We start from the raw sequence: 16,140 nt of genomic DNA, 5'->3' as shown, positions 1-16,140 counted from the left end.
CATTTTTATTGCTGATAAGTCATTAGCTAGATTATTTAATTAAGCTATAGGTAAGTTATTAACTGAAAATAGCTTAAACAAGCCTTTAATTAAATAATGCAGTTTGTATAAAGAAAATTGAAATAATGCTAGCATAGTTTAATAAAACATTAAAATACTTGGACAAAATAGCTACAGGGGAGTGACTATGTGGGAGTTTTTTAAAGATTTACTTCCTGTATTATCTTTGATAATAGGTGCTTTATTGACAATGTTTGCAAGTTATTTGGCTGATTTTAGACTCTTAAAAAGAGAACGAACTGCTAGAAAAGAACAGCAATATGCAACACTTTATTTAAAAAGAATAGAATTTCAACGTGAAACGCTTATTCAATTACAAGATGTTATAGACAATATAAGTAGAAAAACTGCGGAAATTCAGCTCAACGATATACATAATTATAATCAAGGGACAGAGTGGAAAAAAATTAGCGTTCCAGATGATTTAGATGAATTATTACGAGCAACTAAAGCAAAGCTTATTAAATTAAAAGCTCGTATTGAAGATGAAAAACTTAGAAAATGCTTAGACACTTTTAATAGCATATCTTTGAAAGTTACTCTTTCAGAAAATAAGGCAGAATCAGAACATCAAATGCAATTGTTGTCACATAGCTTTGAAGAAGTGCAGAACCTCATAGGTGAAAACTTTAGACAGTTAAATATTTTTGAAGATAAACAATTCGAAGGCTAAAGAAAATTCAAAGTGCTATCCAAAAATAATTTATTTCTCTTAACCGCTTGGACGATAGATAGTTCCCAAATACTAAATAGAGGCTATTAAAACACTATTTAAAGATTTTGAAGGATCTAACATTGCTGTAGTCAACATATTAGGTCTTTAGCTCAGTTTTGCCGCTTAATTGGAATTTAGCAATTTTGGTGTCCATCTGACTAAGTGAACTATTAGTTGCTAAAATTTAGTTGGTTTTTTTCTGGTCATTGAGAATCTTATCAATAGGATGTTCATCATAGTATCTATGGAGTGTTTTTATTATTTGTTCATCAGTGACGTCTAACAGTCTGGCTAGGCCATAGTAATCAATAATATCTAAACGGGTTTCACAGCGTTCATATTGGGTAACGTAGGATTGGCTTTTGCCACATAGTTTGGCAACGGCTCTTTGGGAAAGCTTTTTTTGAATTCGAGCTTTCTTCAATAGGGCAATCATCGCCTGATAGGGAGTCGTTCTGGTGGAAACCATTTATTTGCTCAAAAGTTAGAGGTAGCGCAAATAATTCATTTTTCCTTATTTACATTTTGAGTTAAAACACTACTCTAAACACTCAAAACGAAAAACGATAAATTCTTTGCTCCTTGACGGTTATGCCTCCCTATGACCGTCTTTTTTCGTTGTAAATTTTCAGGTAAGTTATATTTATTGAATGTAGTCGCTGTACTGGGAATTTGCGAGTTAATGGATGAATTTAGGCTAGCTTGTCAAAACTGTTAAGCCACTTATTGATTTTTAATACTTGAGCACAGCGTCTTTTACGCTGCCAATCTATCCATTGTACTAGCTTAGTCAGTCCTAAATCTTGCATTTGAAGGATAAATATAGGTCGCCAAGATTGAGCGGCGGCATTACCAAGTTTAATAAGCCTATTTATATCTTTACACCCATTACCTTCTATAGACTGCTGAGCATAAAGTAACCAAAAATGAATTTGCGGTGGTCCTTTTAATCGAGTTCCTTCTAAAGCGTTGTGATAAACCCGACAGCGGTTAAAGACAAATAATGGACGCAGAACGGTTTTGCTAGATTTCAGCATAGGCTTATGGCATTTGGGCAGGAATAGTCTTTTTTGTTGATGCGTTCATCTAACCAGTTTAAAAAAATCGTTGCTTGATGCTCAATGTCTTTAGTAAAGGCCAAATCCTCTCGTTCCTGACATTTACGCCACCAGTCATAGAGCTTAGGATAGTTTTGTTGCATATAACGATCAATAGCATGGCAGCGAAAGCTAATAGACTTATAGGTCATATTAAGACTACTGGCAATCTCTCGTTTTGTAAGGCCAACAAAGTAAAGTTAGCCTATTTCGACCCATTTTCCAAATCATATGTACGATGAAAAATGGTATTGCTCAATTGAGTAAAATTTTTCTTACAATGACCACAATGATAGCGTTCTAGTTTTAAATCTAGCCGTTGTTGGATTCCCGCTCGATAAAAGCTGATGAAAGCACAATGAGGACAAAAACTAGGTTGTTCAAAAGCAAAAAATTCCAAATAATTAACTAGCTACTCTAGCTCTTTATATAACTTCTTAGGAATAAACGTTTTATAGTTAGCTTTATCTAATACAATGGGCATTATTCTTTATTATTAATATTGGGAGTAGCTTGCTCAGTGCTATTAACCTCTTCTGTTTCTTGAGGTTTAGAGAGTAACATCATAATACTTGCCACTAACGCAAATAGGGCAATAATAGCTGTAGCTATACCTGTAAGAATAGTAAAAAAAGAGCTAGTAAGCACAAAGAAATTTACATAGCTAATAGCAGCGAATACAAAAGCGGCAATTAAGGCTTGGAATGACATGGTTATTTTCCTATAGTTTGTTTAACAAAATAATCTTGAAAGTTGTTCACGCCCTTTTTACCATAGGCCATGGTTAAGGTTTGAGTTTGTTTTAATAAGTCTTCTGAAGGTTTTGCCCATTGCTCTTGAGGGATGGGTTGTGACCATTTTATCGTGGCCGCAGGGCGCTTAATATAGGGGTGGCGATTTAGCCATTCAGCTACATGACAAGGTATTGTCCAACCACTGCAAATATGGCAGATAATCCAAAACCAATAACCATTTTTTTGGTATTTCTTTAGATTTTTAAGGGCATAAAAGTATTTTATGCTGCCTTCTTGGTATTGTTCAGTTAGCTTTTCATAGTATTCGGCTGTTGGTTGTGGATTTTGTTCTAATTTTTTTAGGGCATCGGGGGTTAGTTGTTCAGGGGTTTTAGCTTGTTGCTTAAGGGTATCTAAACCCTGTTCCATAAATACCCGAATAGCTTCCCAATCAGCAATAGCTAAAGCGTCTACTGCATAGCCCATGGTAAAGGTGGCTACTTCACCTTGTTCGGTATCGGGTAGTTGAATAATTAGGCTACTATTTTCGGTAGCACTGTAGGGGGTAACTAATAAGGCCGATTCTACTTGGGCGCTTACTTGTTCCCATGGGGTTATTAATACGCGCTTACCTACTACTGCACAGACTTGTCTTTTTTCTCGGTTAAAACGTAAGGGTACTTGACTAGCTTGTTTAAAATACATATAAATGGCTACAACAACCATAAATAAAAAAGTGCCACCTACACCAAAAATATAATAAGGTAAAAAACCATCAAACGTGTAAATAAAGGCTCTTTGTAAACTCCCATAAGAAGCTTTGGAAGCAAATATTATAGCTATATGTGATATCAATAAATCAATAAATACTACAAAACACATAGTAAAAGACAAACGTGTACCAAACTCAAAATTCCAATAATCTGCCTTACCATGATCAAGTGTAGTTTTGGTCGCCTTTTTTATATCCAGTTGTTGTGGTATAGCTGGATAACCTGTGGGAATAGGTAAAGGTGCTAAGCACCAATACTCAGTAACGGGCGTTTTATTATAATCCCCTGCGATAAGTACTTGTGTATTAGCCATTAATCTCTCTTTTATAGGTTACTTATTTAGGAGTTTTAGTGCCTTAAGAAATTTCTATAGCAAATAACAACAAATTTCATAGCCTCTAAGCTTTAACCTAATACAGTTATTTCTCTTTAGTTTGTTTAACAAAATAATCCTGAAAGTTGTTCACGCCCTTTTTACCATAGGCCATGGTTAAGGTTTGAGTTTGTTTTAATAAGTCTTCTGAAGGTTTTGCCCATTGCTCTTGAGGGATGGGTTGCGACCATTTTTTCATTGCCGCAGGGCGCTTAATATAGGGGTGGCGATTTAGCCATTCAGCTACATGACAAGGTATTGTCCAACCACTGCAAATATGGCAGATAATCCAAAACCAATAACCATTTTTTTGGTATTTCTTTAGATTTTTAAGGGCATAAAAGTATTTTATGCTGCCTTCTTGGTATTGTTCAGTTAGCTTTTCATAGTATTCGGCTGTTGGTTGTGGATTTTGTTCTAATTTTTTTAGGGCATCGGGGGTTAGTTGTTCAGGGGTTTTAGCTTGTTGCTTAAGGGTATCTAAACCCTGTTCCATAAATACCCGAATAGCTTCCCAATCAGCAATAGCTAAAGCGTCTACTGCATAGCCCATGGTAAAGGTGGCTACTTCACCTTGCTCAGTATCAGGTATTTGAATAATTAGACTACTATTTTCGGTGGCACTGTAGGGAGTAACTAATAACGCCGATTCTACTTGGGCGCTTACTTGTTCCCATGGCGCTATTAATATACGCTTACCTACTACTGCACAGACTTGTCTTTTTTCTCGATTAAAACGTAAGGGTACTTGGGTGGCTTGCTTAAAATAACAATAAATAGTGATTATTAATAAAAATAAAAATGTGCCACCAACACCAAAAAAATAATAAGGTAACATACTATAAGAAACTTCTATAAAAGTTATCTGAAAACCTCCATAAAAACTCATATCAGTAAACAAGAAAAAGATATGTACTATCACAAAACTTATAAATACTACAAAACACATAGTAAAATCAAAGCGAGTACCAAACTCAAAATTCCAGTAATCGGCTTTACCATGATCTAAGGTAGTTTTAGTCGCCTTTTTTATATCTACTTGTTGGGGAATAGCAGGATAACCTGTAGGAATAGGTAAAGGTGCTAAGCACCAATACTCAGTAACAGGCGTTTTTTTATAATCCCCTGCAATAGGTACTTGTGTATTAGCCATTAATCTCTCCCTTATAGGTTACTTTTTCAGCAATTTTGGGGATTTTAGAGCCTTTTTCTGGTTTTATAAAGTCTGTCTGCTCTTTATTTTTCTTATCCCATGCGCGCAAAGGGATACGATAAGCAATAGCTTGCTTATCACTATTTAAAGGTTCCGTTGCCATATCTGGGGTATGGTAGAGCCTAATAAAGAGGGTATTACTATGATAGATTTCTGACCAATCAGCTTTATCGATCCAAGGTAAACGCCATTCAATAGTTAAAGGTGCTGGGCTAATAATTTTACTGTGTTGCCAAAGGTATTCGCCTATTTGGGTATCTTTATGAGGGTAATCCATACCATTTTGAAACCACATAGCTTCCCATTCAATGGGGCGATCTTGTAAACTTTGACTTAGCTGGCCAGGAATAATAAGTTGTAATACTCGCCAATGTTGACCATTATCTACTACTACACCTTGATCAGCAATAGAGGGTTTTAGTAGTGCTTCCGCTAATTTTTGGTTATGTTGCTGTTGGTTCCAACCTTTATTTTTACGCCCCCAATAGCAACGCTCAAACCACTCTTGCGAGTCGGAGAGGTTATAGTAATTATAGGCAAACTCGCCAATGAGTTGCAGCGCCGTAAAACCCAAGCCTACTGGGGTTAACCTAGCAATACTGGTGGCAAACTTAGCTCCCCTTACTGCCCAAGCAGTACGCACAGCCATTTTAGCTATTTTTATATCTTTATAAAGACCACGGGCGGCTATTGCGGTATGAATAGTTCCTACAGTGCTTACCCCTGCATTGCCATAGTTACCTGCTAATACGCTAATTGCAGCGGCGGCTTTGGCGGTATCACCATCGTAAATAGCTTCTATCCATTTTTGATGGGTGGCAATTAAGGTAATATAGCTAGCAATACCGCCTATAATTTGTGCAGAACCTGTAAGTAATAAGCTGACTTTACTTAATTTTGAAGCTAATACAGCACCAGCGGTTTTAGAAGAAATACCCTCTACCTGAGTAATAGCTTGTTTAATTAAACTGGTATGAAAGGTTTGTATTACAGATAAAGTTGCACTAATAGTACCTAGAATACTAGCTGTTAATGGTCCTCTAACTATTTCCCCTAACTCTTTATCTTTTTCATATTTATTCCAAACAGTAATTAAATTTTTAACATTTAAGCATAAAAGAATTATTGGCACATTGGTGCTTTTGACAGCGCTATATACTCCTTTTGCATCATTGCCATAAAATTTACTGGCCAGAATTTGTTTTTCATAATTTAGCATTTTTTGCTGTTCGGCAGGTACAGTAAAGCGCAGGCTAAAGGGTACTTCTCCCGCCTGTAGGGGGCTAACCAATGTTTGTAGTTGTGCTTGGCGATTATCTAGTGCTTTGATATAGCTAGTATTTTCTGTTTGCAGTTTAGCAATGGTTGCTTTTAAACTGGCTATTTTATCTTTTCTTACCTTATAGGATAGACCTTTAGATTCCATAGAATTAGGATTATAAAGCTGTTTGCGTTGTTTAGTGTATTGGGCAATCTTTTGTTTATTCGCTTGGATATTTTTAAGGATTGTTAAGCTAACATCAATATGCGCTTGTGCTTTTTTAGTCGCCATAGGCGACTCATTTATTTCAACATAACCATGTTGTTTAATATCAATTAAAAAACTAGCACGTTGTGCTAATGACAGTTTGTTCACCATATTTTCTAACTGTTGTAAATTACTGGTGATGGCTTTTTGTGCCGCTGCTGTAGCACGTGGATTACTGAGATCATCAAGAATATCTGTTAAGGTATTGTAGATTGCCTGACTATAATTAAGTTGTCGTAGTTTTTGAATATCCTGAATAGAGACAGGCGCTTCCAGAATTTTTTTCCAGTAAGCTTTGTCCATGATTTTTTCTAGCTCTTGGAAATCTGTTCCTTTCCCTGAGGTATAGGCATCCAACACTTTCTTTGTATCTCTAAGCCATTTAGCTACTTTAGGTCGTGTTTTATTATAATATTCTGCTGTGTAGTTAGTTTGAAAAGCAGGGAAAATATAGTAGGGATGTTCATTAAAATACTTGGCTATTGTATCAATACTGTAATCATTACGCAGTATATTATGTGTGCAGCTTTGCTCGATTAATAGTACATCCTTGTGTTGGTCATCTACATCACTGTCAAAATACCATGTGGTCATGTAAAAGTGTTCAGTAAATAATTTTACACGAGCGGCTGTTATTGTACCTAACCGATTCTGCCAGCGTTTATATTTTGGGCGCTCGATATCAAGATATTTTTTTAATTTGACTGTATCTACAAGCTGATTTAAGCCTCGAGTTCCCCAAAATGTTCCATGTAGGTATTTAATTTGTGCCTCTTCTAATGCTTCTATTTCTTGTTCATGTTCTTTGTATTGTTTTTCTCCTATAGAAGCTAACATGGCCTTTTTCTTTGCTGATAATTCAGCATCCATTTCATAGAATTTGTCAGTACGGCCATCTTTTTCGAAACGATCATAGGTTTCATCATATTTGTAGTGCCATAGAAATGGCTCTATTCTGTCAAATTCTATTTTGTAGTTTACATAGTCGAACAGTTTTTCTTTTTGTTCAGGTGTCAGTTCATTAATCCAATCGCTTGCGCCTTTACTGGTAGCATTATTTGCTGTAATGGTTAAGGTAGAATCTATATAGCTGCCGACGTTATATTTTAATGAGTTATCATTTTTTTCTGACCAATCACCCAACCAATCTGTCACCATATCTTGTTCTTTAGCTAGGTCTTGCATCATTCCTATATAGTCATTTACTACCATAAATAGGTAGTTACCTTTTTGACATTCTGGAACAACTTGGGCTGTAAGTTTGCCTATTGGTACTTTTTTAAAGTTGGAAATATCTTTATTTTCCCAACTGTAAGCTGTTTTTTCTTCTTTAAATTCTACATCATAGCTAGGTGCTTTATATTCTTCTGCTACTTCTGCGATGTATTTTTCTGCTATTTCTTTAGTGATTAAATGATCATTTTGATGCTCACAATTAACACCCCTTAGGTCAATTTCTTGCATCAATAGTTTTCTTTCTTCCGTTTTTAGCACTTGATTGCATTTTCTGTTAGTCCATTGCACTTCTGAAAAAGCGACATACAGTACTCTATCTTTTTTAAATACAAGTGCTTTATCTTTACCAGTGCGTTGTTCAATACCTTCATAAGTTGAACGATTGGCATTGCTCATCGTTCCTCCCTTATAAGTTCTTTGGGTAACCACACCATCTTTTAATACATATTCATAAATACGAGAGTCTGTTGCTACTTCTACAATATATAACCATCCATCTCTAATTAAACGATAACCTATTGGATGAGGGCGCGGATAAACAACAATTTCTTCTAAATTAGCTCCAAAGTATGTTTGCTCTGACTCTGTATTTTCTGTAGTTACTTTTGTTGATGTCTCATTAGTATTTGTAGTTGTTTCTGGTAGTGGCTTTTTTCTTGCCTCTTTAAAAGGATCTAAGTTCTCGACATAAGCATAACGGATAGGCAATAGTTGAACTGTATCGGCCATTAATGGACAACTAGCTGGCTCTGTAGTTGCCCCTGCATCTAGCCCTGCTGCTACTTCATTAGGATCTAGCTTAGTTGTGTCTAATTTGGTTTCTACATCTGTAGTCATTATGCTATTCCTTTACTTGCTTGTTGTACTGAAATTTGCTGTGCTCGTTGTGCAGCTAATTTTAGTGACTCAATATTCTGCTCTTTAATGAGTTGTGTTATTTGGGGATGATCTTGCAGTGCGTTATCGCCTAAATAGCCATAAATATTTAGATAAAACGCTTGTGTCATTGGGCTGTTATAACCTAGCTGTTCAGCTTCTTCGATAATATGATTAATTGCTAATCTACGTTGCTTTTTAGGGTAATGATTTAAAAAATCAGGAAAATAGGTTTGCATATGCTGATAAAGGTTTTGTTGACTGCGTTTAATATCTACTTTATCAAGTGCGTTATTTTCTGACTCAGTAAGTGTGTATGGCAGGGTTAATGGTATTATATTTTTAGTTAACTTTTGGTAATGATGAAATTCTTGGTTGAGAATATCTGTGGTTAGAATATGATTAAAAGGACCAAATAGTTGGTTATTTGTTTCTTGTGCTATTTTAAACAATTCTGTTGCAACCAACGGATCTGCTATCTTTAACATAACCTGTTGATTATTTGGCGGCATTAGAACAACTAATAAATCTCTTAGATGTTTAACTTGTTCGTCCCAAGGTCGGTCACTAGTAACTATATAGCCCCACTCATCATCTAAATGAGCAAAAAACTTTTGTAAGTAGGGACTCGCTGGGCTATCAATTTTGATTAAACAAGGTGAAACTTCTTTTAACTCATGAAAACGTGTTTGCAGATATAATACTTCAAATTTTGCAACTGGTTGTACTGAAAATATTACTTTAAAAATATTTTTTACATTAATACCATCTAGCAATAAACTAATCGTCTCTTTTTGCCAAGGTAAGTTTTTTAATACTTCCTGATATTTCATGCCTAATAATGATAATTCGTTCACTTAATTTCCCTCATTAACTTATCCATTCAGAAGATTTTGCAGCAGCTTCACAAATTAAACAACGTGATTTTTTCTGCATTAATGAAGTTAATTGGGTTTTCGGTGAAACTGTAGCAACAATGCCTCTTTCTTTATTCATTGGTAATAATGGTACTGCGGGTGTACCTTCCACCGGTACACCACCTGTCCATACGGGCATGGTCATCCAGATGCCGGCAGGATTAAGCACTATATGTTGTCCACCTGCTTTTAAGGTAAGGCTAAGACCACCATCTATCACTAAATTCATGCCAGATTTAATATGAATTTCCTGACCTGCTTGGATGGTTTGCACAGTACCTATTGTGGTATGTTGTGCCATACCTACCGTTGTATGGTCGTTCATCATTATTTGAGTTTTACGATCTAGTTGGGTGAGGTGATGTTCTTCAGCTTCATTTTTGGTGTAGCGGTTTTTTACAATGGTTTCACTGTGTTCGTTTTGAACCTGTAGGTGGGAATTATTTAAAACTTGTACGGTATGGTTGTTTTTGGTGAGTTGGTCAAAGTCCTTTTGGGCTTGTACAAAGATTTGTTCTTCACCTGCTTTATCTTCTATTCGTAGTTCGTTTGATCCCACTCCTCCCTTGGAAGATGAGGTTTTAAATACACTTTTGGTTTTATTGGCAGGTAAATCATAAGGGACTTTGTTAACACCGTTATGTAAGGCTCCCACTATCATTGGTTCATCGGGATTTCCCTCTAAATAGCTGACCATTACTTCCATTCCTACACGAGGAATGACTACAGTACCATAGCCATCATGCGCCCAGTTGCTTGCAACTCGTACCCAGTAACTTGAGTTTTCGTCGTAGTTTCCTTCACGATCCCAATGAAACTGAACTTTTACTCTGCCGTATTCATCACAGTAGATTTCTTCTGCTGTTGGTCCAGTGACTATAGCTGTTTGTGAACCAAGTACTTGTGGCTTTTTATGTAGCCGTAGCGGGCGGTAGGTGACTTCTTGTGGGGTAGCCACTAGGCAGTTGCGATAGCCTTGTTTATAGTCCTCGTAAGGAAATTCTAATTCTTCAGCAATAGGGTGTCGGAAGTATTTTTGTAGGGTTTGTTGAATAATTTCTAAGCTGGTTGAGCTAGCTGACCCCTCTCCTCCCCACGCTTCTAAAACTTGTGGCTGTCTTGCTTGATGGCGAATTTGTTTAACTAACCAAGGTTGGGTTGTATCAAGTGTATCTAGTTGTGGATAGTCATTAACACTAAAGAAATAACCCGCATGAAGAGTAGGTACTTCTGAAAGCGCTTCCGCTAAAATATGACTGGCTCTTAAACGTTCAATCTCTATTTTAGCGTAGTAATCGGCTTTGGCTTTATTTAGATGTGGGTTAGGGTAATCATAGCTTTCTAAGTTTGGCTCAGTAGCGTTATTGGCTTTTTTACTGAGTAGTCCCTCCGCCGTGCCTTCAGGGATTTTCATAGTGGTAAAGTTGTAGTTTCTAAAACTAGCTGATTTACTAGCACTACTTAATCCAACATCAAAACGTTTGATTACTGGGTAGTCTGCTACAAAACCTGTGTCACTGGCATAATCAATTGACTCAGTGATTGATGGGAAAAAAGGCTGTGCATCGCTAAATACCATTTGATGAGAACTATTGGTAAAATTATAGGTGATACCCCATCCTTCCTCTTCACATAGGCGATGAATAAAATCAGCATCGCTCTCATCGTATTGAACGCAGAATTCTCGTGGTTCGTAGATTTCTTTTAGCTTATAGGTGAAGCCATTGTTGTCACCTTCTTGCATCCCATGTTCAGTGAGTATGCTAGTTATAATTTGTGGTACGGTTTTTTCGACCCAACGTCTTTGATTAACTCTTTTATAAAGGTGGGAGAATTTAGGCGCTAAGATTACTTTGAATTGAGCATAATGGTTGCCAACTGCACCACGCTTGACGGAATGAATTACGCCATGCACGCCTTGGCTTTTATCTGCGGTAAATGAAAGATAAGCAGATCTGGAAAGTAATTTTGTAATATCAAACCGAAGATGATTATGAATTAAGGTAATCTCAAATGCGTATTCGGCATTTATCCCTTCTATTCCATCAAAACTTAGGACCTGTAGTCCTGCTTCCTCTAACCCCTGAACGTCCAGCGTATAGATGACTTCATTAGCGGTGCTAAACATCAGCCAAATCCCCTTTGTAACTTAATATTTTTCGTTCTAGCGGAATGATACTGGTTATTTAAACAGTAAGACAAAAAGTCTATTTATTAACTTATTACAAAATATTTCATAAAAAATAATTAATTCCATACCTTGTTATTTTTAATTAAGAATTTGATCAGTGAAACTTATTTTCGAGCTCCATTAAAATAAAAAATTTACAGTTAAATTAAGCAAATCTTGTTTTAGTGATATTCAAACTAAACTATATATAATAGTTCTATAAATATTTGTTGGTAATGAGTATAAGTTACTATGTTACTTCTATTTTATTTTTTAATATTTCATAATGAATCTAGCATTTATTGAATGGAGGAAGACATGAAGAGGTTTAAAGATCTTTATATTAAATTAGCTGATTCTGAGTTAGTAGAGTTTATCAATGAATTATCAGAGCAAATAGTGTTTCCTTGGAGACGAGTACCAGAGAAAGAGGAGCAATTCAGTTTTCTGAATAAGGATAAAATGTATTGTTTTGAACGTAGCGAAACTGAACATTTACCATCAGCAGGGCTAGTTATTCTCAAAAAGGAAGACAATTGTTGGTATGTGCCTAACATCGTTCCAATTGTATCAGGCTCATTGAGCTATGAAGAATATAATGGGATATTAGATGAATTTTATAGTTCATATCTATCAAAAGTTGCTAAAAAAAGAAGGGTGGATATTGAGGTAACATCAGGGGAAATTGAAGATATTGATGTTTTTGGTGAGCACGGTGCTAAGTTACTTAGAACATTTTCAACTTGTGCCAATCAATCAACGGGGAGTTCTCATCCTCTCGATCAAAAGAGATGGTTTAGTTTTATCATTGAAGTATGTCGAACTAAAAAAGATATTGATAGTGGTTATTTGGAGAGAGTATTACTTGAACAAGGATGGAGCGAAAGGATGGCCAATGAACTTGTTATAGAATTTGAATTTGCTCAGAGTTTAATTGAGTTTATGGAACAAGAATAATATGTACCGTAATGTTGAAGATATTAGTAATGAAATCAAAGAAAAATCGCTACCAGTATTATTCTTTGATACATGCTCAATATTGAATATGCTAAATTCGATACATATAGATTACCTTCCTGAGCATTATTTAGAAATAATATTAATTTTGCTAGAGCAACATCAGAATGACTGTTGGTTAGTCAGTTGCGAAAATGTCTACGAAGAATGGAAAGATAATATTAATGCTGTGACAGAAACTCTAAATAAAGAAATAAAGCGAGTAGATAGGAATGTTAATGTCATTTTAAAAACGGCTAACTCTTTTTTAGGCACATCACATATTACACCACCTATAGAACAGTTAAATATAGCAAATAAAATAAAACAGTTATCCGATGACTTTCTTAAGACTTCTTTTTTAATTCAGAGAATAGGTGAGTATTCCATAAAAGCAATGAATAGGGTTCGGAAATGTGAGGCTCCAGCAAAAAGAGGAAAATCTGAACCAAAAGATTGTGAAATTATCGAATGCTTCCTCGATTTATGTAATGTACTGCGGAACAAAGGATTTAGTCAAAAAATAATATTTTTTACAGCTAATAAAAGTGATTTTGGTAGTTTTAAAGACATTAAGCCACCACTTGATAGCCAATTTAACTCAGTACATGCAGAGTTAATTACTAATATAGAACATCTTTATAGAATAGTAATTGAATGTAGGAACAATAAAAATAAGACATTGTAATCACTATATTTTTTATAGAAAGAGGAGACCACTTGAATGACCACCTGACCTTGGTAATTCAATTAGTTACATGGTTCAGCGAATGGATATTGGAGATTTTTCTGAGTTCATTTAAATACTCTGGTTCATTATCTATAATCGAAGGCTCTTAAAATGTGACTGACCATTAATAAGCGAAAAGTTGCTCGTGTTGGTGACGCTTTAGCTCCATACACAGATGCTAATCATTTGCCCCATACCAGAAGAATTGCTATAGGTTCTTCTTCAGTATTTATTAACAGGAAAGCGGTTGCCATTGAAGGTAGTAAGGTCGATTGTGGTGGTGTTTTAATCGCTAGTGATGGCACAGTTAATATTGGTTGAACATGATATGGTGCAATCATAAATATGTTGAAGGAGATGAATAAAGTGGAAAGAGGTTTTAAGCAATTGAGATTAGAAATACTGGCTCAGAGTAAAGTAACTGACAATATGAGTCCAGCTTATCTGTATGCTTGGGATGATTCTGTTTTTCCAATTTTACACGATGATGAAGCTGCTGAGTTTGGTCATGCAATAAATGAATATATTGATTCATTTGATATATCTTTAGAAATTGTTCTGACAGTAGTAAATCATCTTAATTTATTAGCGATGAAGAAAAAATATCAAACATTCTATGAATTAGAACGTTCGTTTGGTGGTAAGTTTGATGAGCAATACGGGCGAGCTAAGTTAATCAGTATATGCCGTTATTTATATCTGTCTGATTGCTTTAATAGTGATTTTTGGAATACCTTATTGGATGAAGGTAAGCATCCTTCAGAAGCTAGTTATATTTTTTATCCTTTCAATAAAGAAGATATTTTGTTGACCGAATCATTCTAGTTAGCCTCAGTAAACCTTTTCGTTTAATCACAAAAAACAACTAGAATTCTTGGATGTTCATTTGATATTGTATAGTACAATTACTGTTTGCATGGTGTTGTAATAATTGTTTTAAGGAAAAATAAAAAATGAATCAAGATTGGATTCTTCAAAAAAAAGAAACTCGCCGATTTTTTTCGAATGCAACTTGGGTTCCTTTAAGAGCATCTATCAATGATGAGCAAGGTGATATAAAAGAAATAGGATATGTTTGTGAGTTGTTTTTATGTGCATCAGTAGCTTTTCCTCCAGAACATAAAGAAATCGCCGAACAGCTTAGTTGGGAGGATATTGGAATAAGTTGTACGGCCCAACCCTATGCTTACAAAGATGGTTATTATTCCTCTATTGAACAATACCAATACAATGACAAAGAACCAATCGGAACTCACCTTGTATTTGATCACCCTCAGCCAGTAATTGGAGAAAGTCTATGGGTGTTAAATCCTGATTTAATTGTTGCACTTCGACTGATAAAAGAGGGAAACAATTGGGTTAGGCCAGAAGAGAATTTCGTTGTAGTGATCCGGGAGGTACTTGATGAAAAAGGTAAACAGCAGCTCATTGAAATTAAGCGAGAGTTTCTCATTGATTATTTGGCAGCAAGGAATCTATCCCTTCGCCTCTCATACTACCGTCAAAGAGTAGAAAATGTAGCCTCTATTGAGAATAGTGAGTACGCGAATTTAATTAACCATCAAGAACAACGAGACAATGGACGGTTTGGGCTCCTCATTCGCAGTTTAAATGATATCTTTGGAGGGAGCTGGGCTTTGTTTCGTACATGGCGAACTGATATTGATGAGGACGATGATGCTCCAGTCATGGGTCCAGAAGATGATAATAATACCGATTATGAAAAATCGCAGGGGCATCGTAGTGGCTTTGACGGTGTGCAAATTGAAGGCCAGTTTTGGCGTGATGAATGGATCGAACATCAAGGTCAAAGTATACGTGTTCGGGGAGATGCAGATTTAAATCTTCCCCAATTCATTGTTGAGACCGATGGAACACGTATGGCGTCAGCCGATTTAAATAATGAAGATATAGGACGGTGGCTTTGGTTTCGCTCAAGTGTTGTGAACGAACTTCTAAGTTTTCGCGGGTTTTCTCTCGATTGGTATACAGCAGAAACTGGTGGTATCAGATCCACATCTGGGAATCGTATTCATTTTGGATTAAATACTTCAGACCTTATTACCGTTTATGCATGTGATATTGCTCGCCTTGCTGCATGGGAGCAGCATATTTGGGCCGCCCATAATGTTGTACCAGATGGTAAGGTATCGAGTGAACTCTTGGAGGCGCAAGTAAAAGCGCAAGTAGCATCTACTTATGCTGTTGAAAATTTACTTTATAAGGTTATGACAATGTTAGAGCATGGGTTTCGTCAAGAGTATGCAGTTTCTCTTTTCTCGCATGAGATCGATTATCCTAATGCGACTAAAAACATATCCCGATTTGCAAGTAGGGATCAAGCATCATTGCTTCGATTAGCTAAAGAACTGGTTCGAGTTTTTTCTGATCGACTTAATGTGCGTGAGCTCCGTAATCTATCAACACATTCAAATAAAGAAAACCTTGGTTCGAACAAGCTGTTACAGGATGTTTTAAGCCAGAAAGTTGGAGAGGAGAATGCTCGTAAAGTTTTTGGGCCAATTGTTGGTGCATATGATATGCGTGTAGGTGATGCACATCCAACTAGTTCAAAAATCAAAGATGCTATAGAACTTGCTGGAATTGATGATAGCAAGTCATATATGAGACAGGGTGAACAATTGATTTCAAACTTTGGACAATCAATTTGGTTGATAGGAAAATTGTTGTTTGAAAAACCAAAAGAATAATGGATAGAGTC

15 protein-coding genes are annotated in these 16,140 nt (G+C 35.9%); 6 read left to right on the top strand and 9 right to left on the bottom strand.

Annotation, left to right across the window (positions count from 1 at the left end; genetic code table 11):
- Positions 1-187 precede the first annotated feature (187 nt).
- The gene (locus JHT90_RS02135; protein ID WP_201093539.1) at positions 188-733 is read left to right on the top strand and encodes a hypothetical protein; all 546 of its coding nucleotides are present in this window, start codon (positions 188-190) and stop codon (positions 731-733) included.
- A gap of 226 nt (positions 734-959) precedes the next feature.
- Here JHT90_RS02135 and JHT90_RS02130 read toward each other — a convergent pair whose 3' ends face one another.
- The 9 genes from JHT90_RS02130 to JHT90_RS02090 all read right to left on the bottom strand — a co-directional run bounded on the left by JHT90_RS02130 (position 960) and on the right by JHT90_RS02090 (position 11,650).
- Positions 960-1,244 (bottom strand): helix-turn-helix domain-containing protein, encoded by a 285-nt coding sequence (locus JHT90_RS02130; protein WP_201093537.1) that lies wholly within the window; start codon positions 1,242-1,244, stop codon positions 960-962.
- A 223-nt stretch (positions 1,245-1,467) separates the two neighbouring features.
- On the bottom strand, positions 1,468-1,812 hold the full coding sequence (locus JHT90_RS02125) for a hypothetical protein (RefSeq protein WP_201093535.1): 345 nt from the start codon (positions 1,810-1,812) through the stop codon (positions 1,468-1,470).
- Positions 1,806-2,024, bottom strand: a complete 219-nt coding sequence (locus tag JHT90_RS02120) for a hypothetical protein (protein ID WP_201093533.1) — start codon at positions 2,022-2,024, stop codon at positions 1,806-1,808. The genes JHT90_RS02125 and JHT90_RS02120 overlap by 7 nt, the downstream gene beginning before the upstream one ends.
- Positions 2,025-2,355: 331 nt before the next feature.
- On the bottom strand, positions 2,356-2,583 hold the full coding sequence (locus tag JHT90_RS02115) for a hypothetical protein (RefSeq protein WP_201093532.1): 228 nt from the start codon (positions 2,581-2,583) through the stop codon (positions 2,356-2,358).
- A gap of 2 nt (positions 2,584-2,585) precedes the next feature.
- Entirely contained in the window at positions 2,586-3,692 is a 1,107-nt protein-coding gene (locus tag JHT90_RS02110; RefSeq protein ID WP_201093530.1) for a DUF6708 domain-containing protein, read from the bottom strand.
- A 106-nt stretch (positions 3,693-3,798) separates the two neighbouring features.
- Positions 3,799-4,905 (bottom strand): DUF6708 domain-containing protein, encoded by a 1,107-nt coding sequence (locus JHT90_RS02105; RefSeq protein WP_201093528.1) that lies wholly within the window; start codon positions 4,903-4,905, stop codon positions 3,799-3,801.
- Positions 4,898-8,566, bottom strand: coding sequence for a toxin VasX (locus tag JHT90_RS02100; RefSeq protein ID WP_201093526.1), 3,669 nt, complete (start codon positions 8,564-8,566; stop codon positions 4,898-4,900). The genes JHT90_RS02105 and JHT90_RS02100 overlap by 8 nt, the downstream gene beginning before the upstream one ends.
- Positions 8,566-9,462: a DUF4123 domain-containing protein gene (locus JHT90_RS02095; RefSeq protein WP_201093524.1), complete on the bottom strand. Its 897-nt coding sequence runs from the start codon at positions 9,460-9,462 to the stop codon at positions 8,566-8,568. Before JHT90_RS02095 ends, JHT90_RS02100 begins: the two co-directional genes overlap by 1 nt.
- 13 nt (positions 9,463-9,475) lie before the next feature.
- A complete protein-coding gene (locus tag JHT90_RS02090) occupies positions 9,476-11,650 on the bottom strand; it encodes a type VI secretion system Vgr family protein (RefSeq protein WP_201093522.1) in 2,175 nt (724 codons plus the stop codon).
- 360 nt (positions 11,651-12,010) lie between these two features.
- Between JHT90_RS02090 and JHT90_RS02085 the strand changes: the two genes are divergently transcribed.
- The 5 genes from JHT90_RS02085 (at position 12,011) to JHT90_RS02065 (ending at position 16,129) form a co-directional block, all read left to right on the top strand.
- Positions 12,011-12,649 (top strand): hypothetical protein, encoded by a 639-nt coding sequence (locus JHT90_RS02085; RefSeq protein ID WP_201093515.1) that lies wholly within the window; start codon positions 12,011-12,013, stop codon positions 12,647-12,649.
- Between the two features lies 1 nt (position 12,650).
- Complete coding sequence (locus tag JHT90_RS02080; RefSeq protein WP_201093513.1) at positions 12,651-13,376, top strand: PIN domain-containing protein; 726 nt, start codon at positions 12,651-12,653, stop codon at positions 13,374-13,376.
- Between the two features lie 159 nt (positions 13,377-13,535).
- Complete coding sequence (locus JHT90_RS02075; protein WP_201095723.1) at positions 13,536-13,739, top strand: PAAR domain-containing protein; 204 nt, start codon at positions 13,536-13,538, stop codon at positions 13,737-13,739.
- A gap of 45 nt (positions 13,740-13,784) precedes the next feature.
- The gene (locus tag JHT90_RS02070) at positions 13,785-14,243 is read left to right on the top strand and encodes a hypothetical protein (RefSeq protein WP_201093511.1); all 459 of its coding nucleotides are present in this window, start codon (positions 13,785-13,787) and stop codon (positions 14,241-14,243) included.
- Positions 14,244-14,371: 128 nt separating this feature from the next.
- A complete protein-coding gene (locus JHT90_RS02065; protein ID WP_201093509.1) occupies positions 14,372-16,129 on the top strand; it encodes a hypothetical protein in 1,758 nt (585 codons plus the stop codon).
- The last annotated feature ends 11 nt before the right edge of the window (positions 16,130-16,140 follow it).

It is taken from the genome of Entomomonas asaccharolytica, from assembly GCF_016653615.1.
Taxonomy (GTDB): Bacteria; Pseudomonadota; Gammaproteobacteria; order Pseudomonadales; family Pseudomonadaceae; genus Entomomonas; species Entomomonas asaccharolytica.
This window is presented reverse-complemented; position numbering and strand designations above follow the sequence as displayed.

Coding starts and splice junctions, on each gene's coding strand:
- JHT90_RS02090 (WP_201093522.1), bottom strand. CDS start 11,650: ATGTTTAGCACCGCTAATGAAGTCATCTATACGCTGGACGTTCAGGGG.
- JHT90_RS02130 (WP_201093537.1), bottom strand. CDS start 1,244: ATGGTTTCCACCAGAACGACTCCCTATCAGGCGATGATTGCCCTATTG.
- JHT90_RS02085 (WP_201093515.1), top strand. CDS start 12,011: ATGAAGAGGTTTAAAGATCTTTATATTAAATTAGCTGATTCTGAGTTA.
- JHT90_RS02120 (WP_201093533.1), bottom strand. CDS start 2,024: ATGACCTATAAGTCTATTAGCTTTCGCTGCCATGCTATTGATCGTTAT.
- JHT90_RS02105 (WP_201093528.1), bottom strand. CDS start 4,905: ATGGCTAATACACAAGTACCTATTGCAGGGGATTATAAAAAAACGCCT.
- JHT90_RS02100 (WP_201093526.1), bottom strand. CDS start 8,566: ATGACTACAGATGTAGAAACCAAATTAGACACAACTAAGCTAGATCCT.
- JHT90_RS02080 (WP_201093513.1), top strand. CDS start 12,651: ATGTACCGTAATGTTGAAGATATTAGTAATGAAATCAAAGAAAAATCG.
- JHT90_RS02115 (WP_201093532.1), bottom strand. CDS start 2,583: ATGTCATTCCAAGCCTTAATTGCCGCTTTTGTATTCGCTGCTATTAGC.
- JHT90_RS02125 (WP_201093535.1), bottom strand. CDS start 1,812: ATGCTGAAATCTAGCAAAACCGTTCTGCGTCCATTATTTGTCTTTAAC.
- JHT90_RS02065 (WP_201093509.1), top strand. CDS start 14,372: ATGAATCAAGATTGGATTCTTCAAAAAAAAGAAACTCGCCGATTTTTT.
- JHT90_RS02110 (WP_201093530.1), bottom strand. CDS start 3,692: ATGGCTAATACACAAGTACTTATCGCAGGGGATTATAATAAAACGCCC.
- JHT90_RS02135 (WP_201093539.1), top strand. CDS start 188: ATGTGGGAGTTTTTTAAAGATTTACTTCCTGTATTATCTTTGATAATA.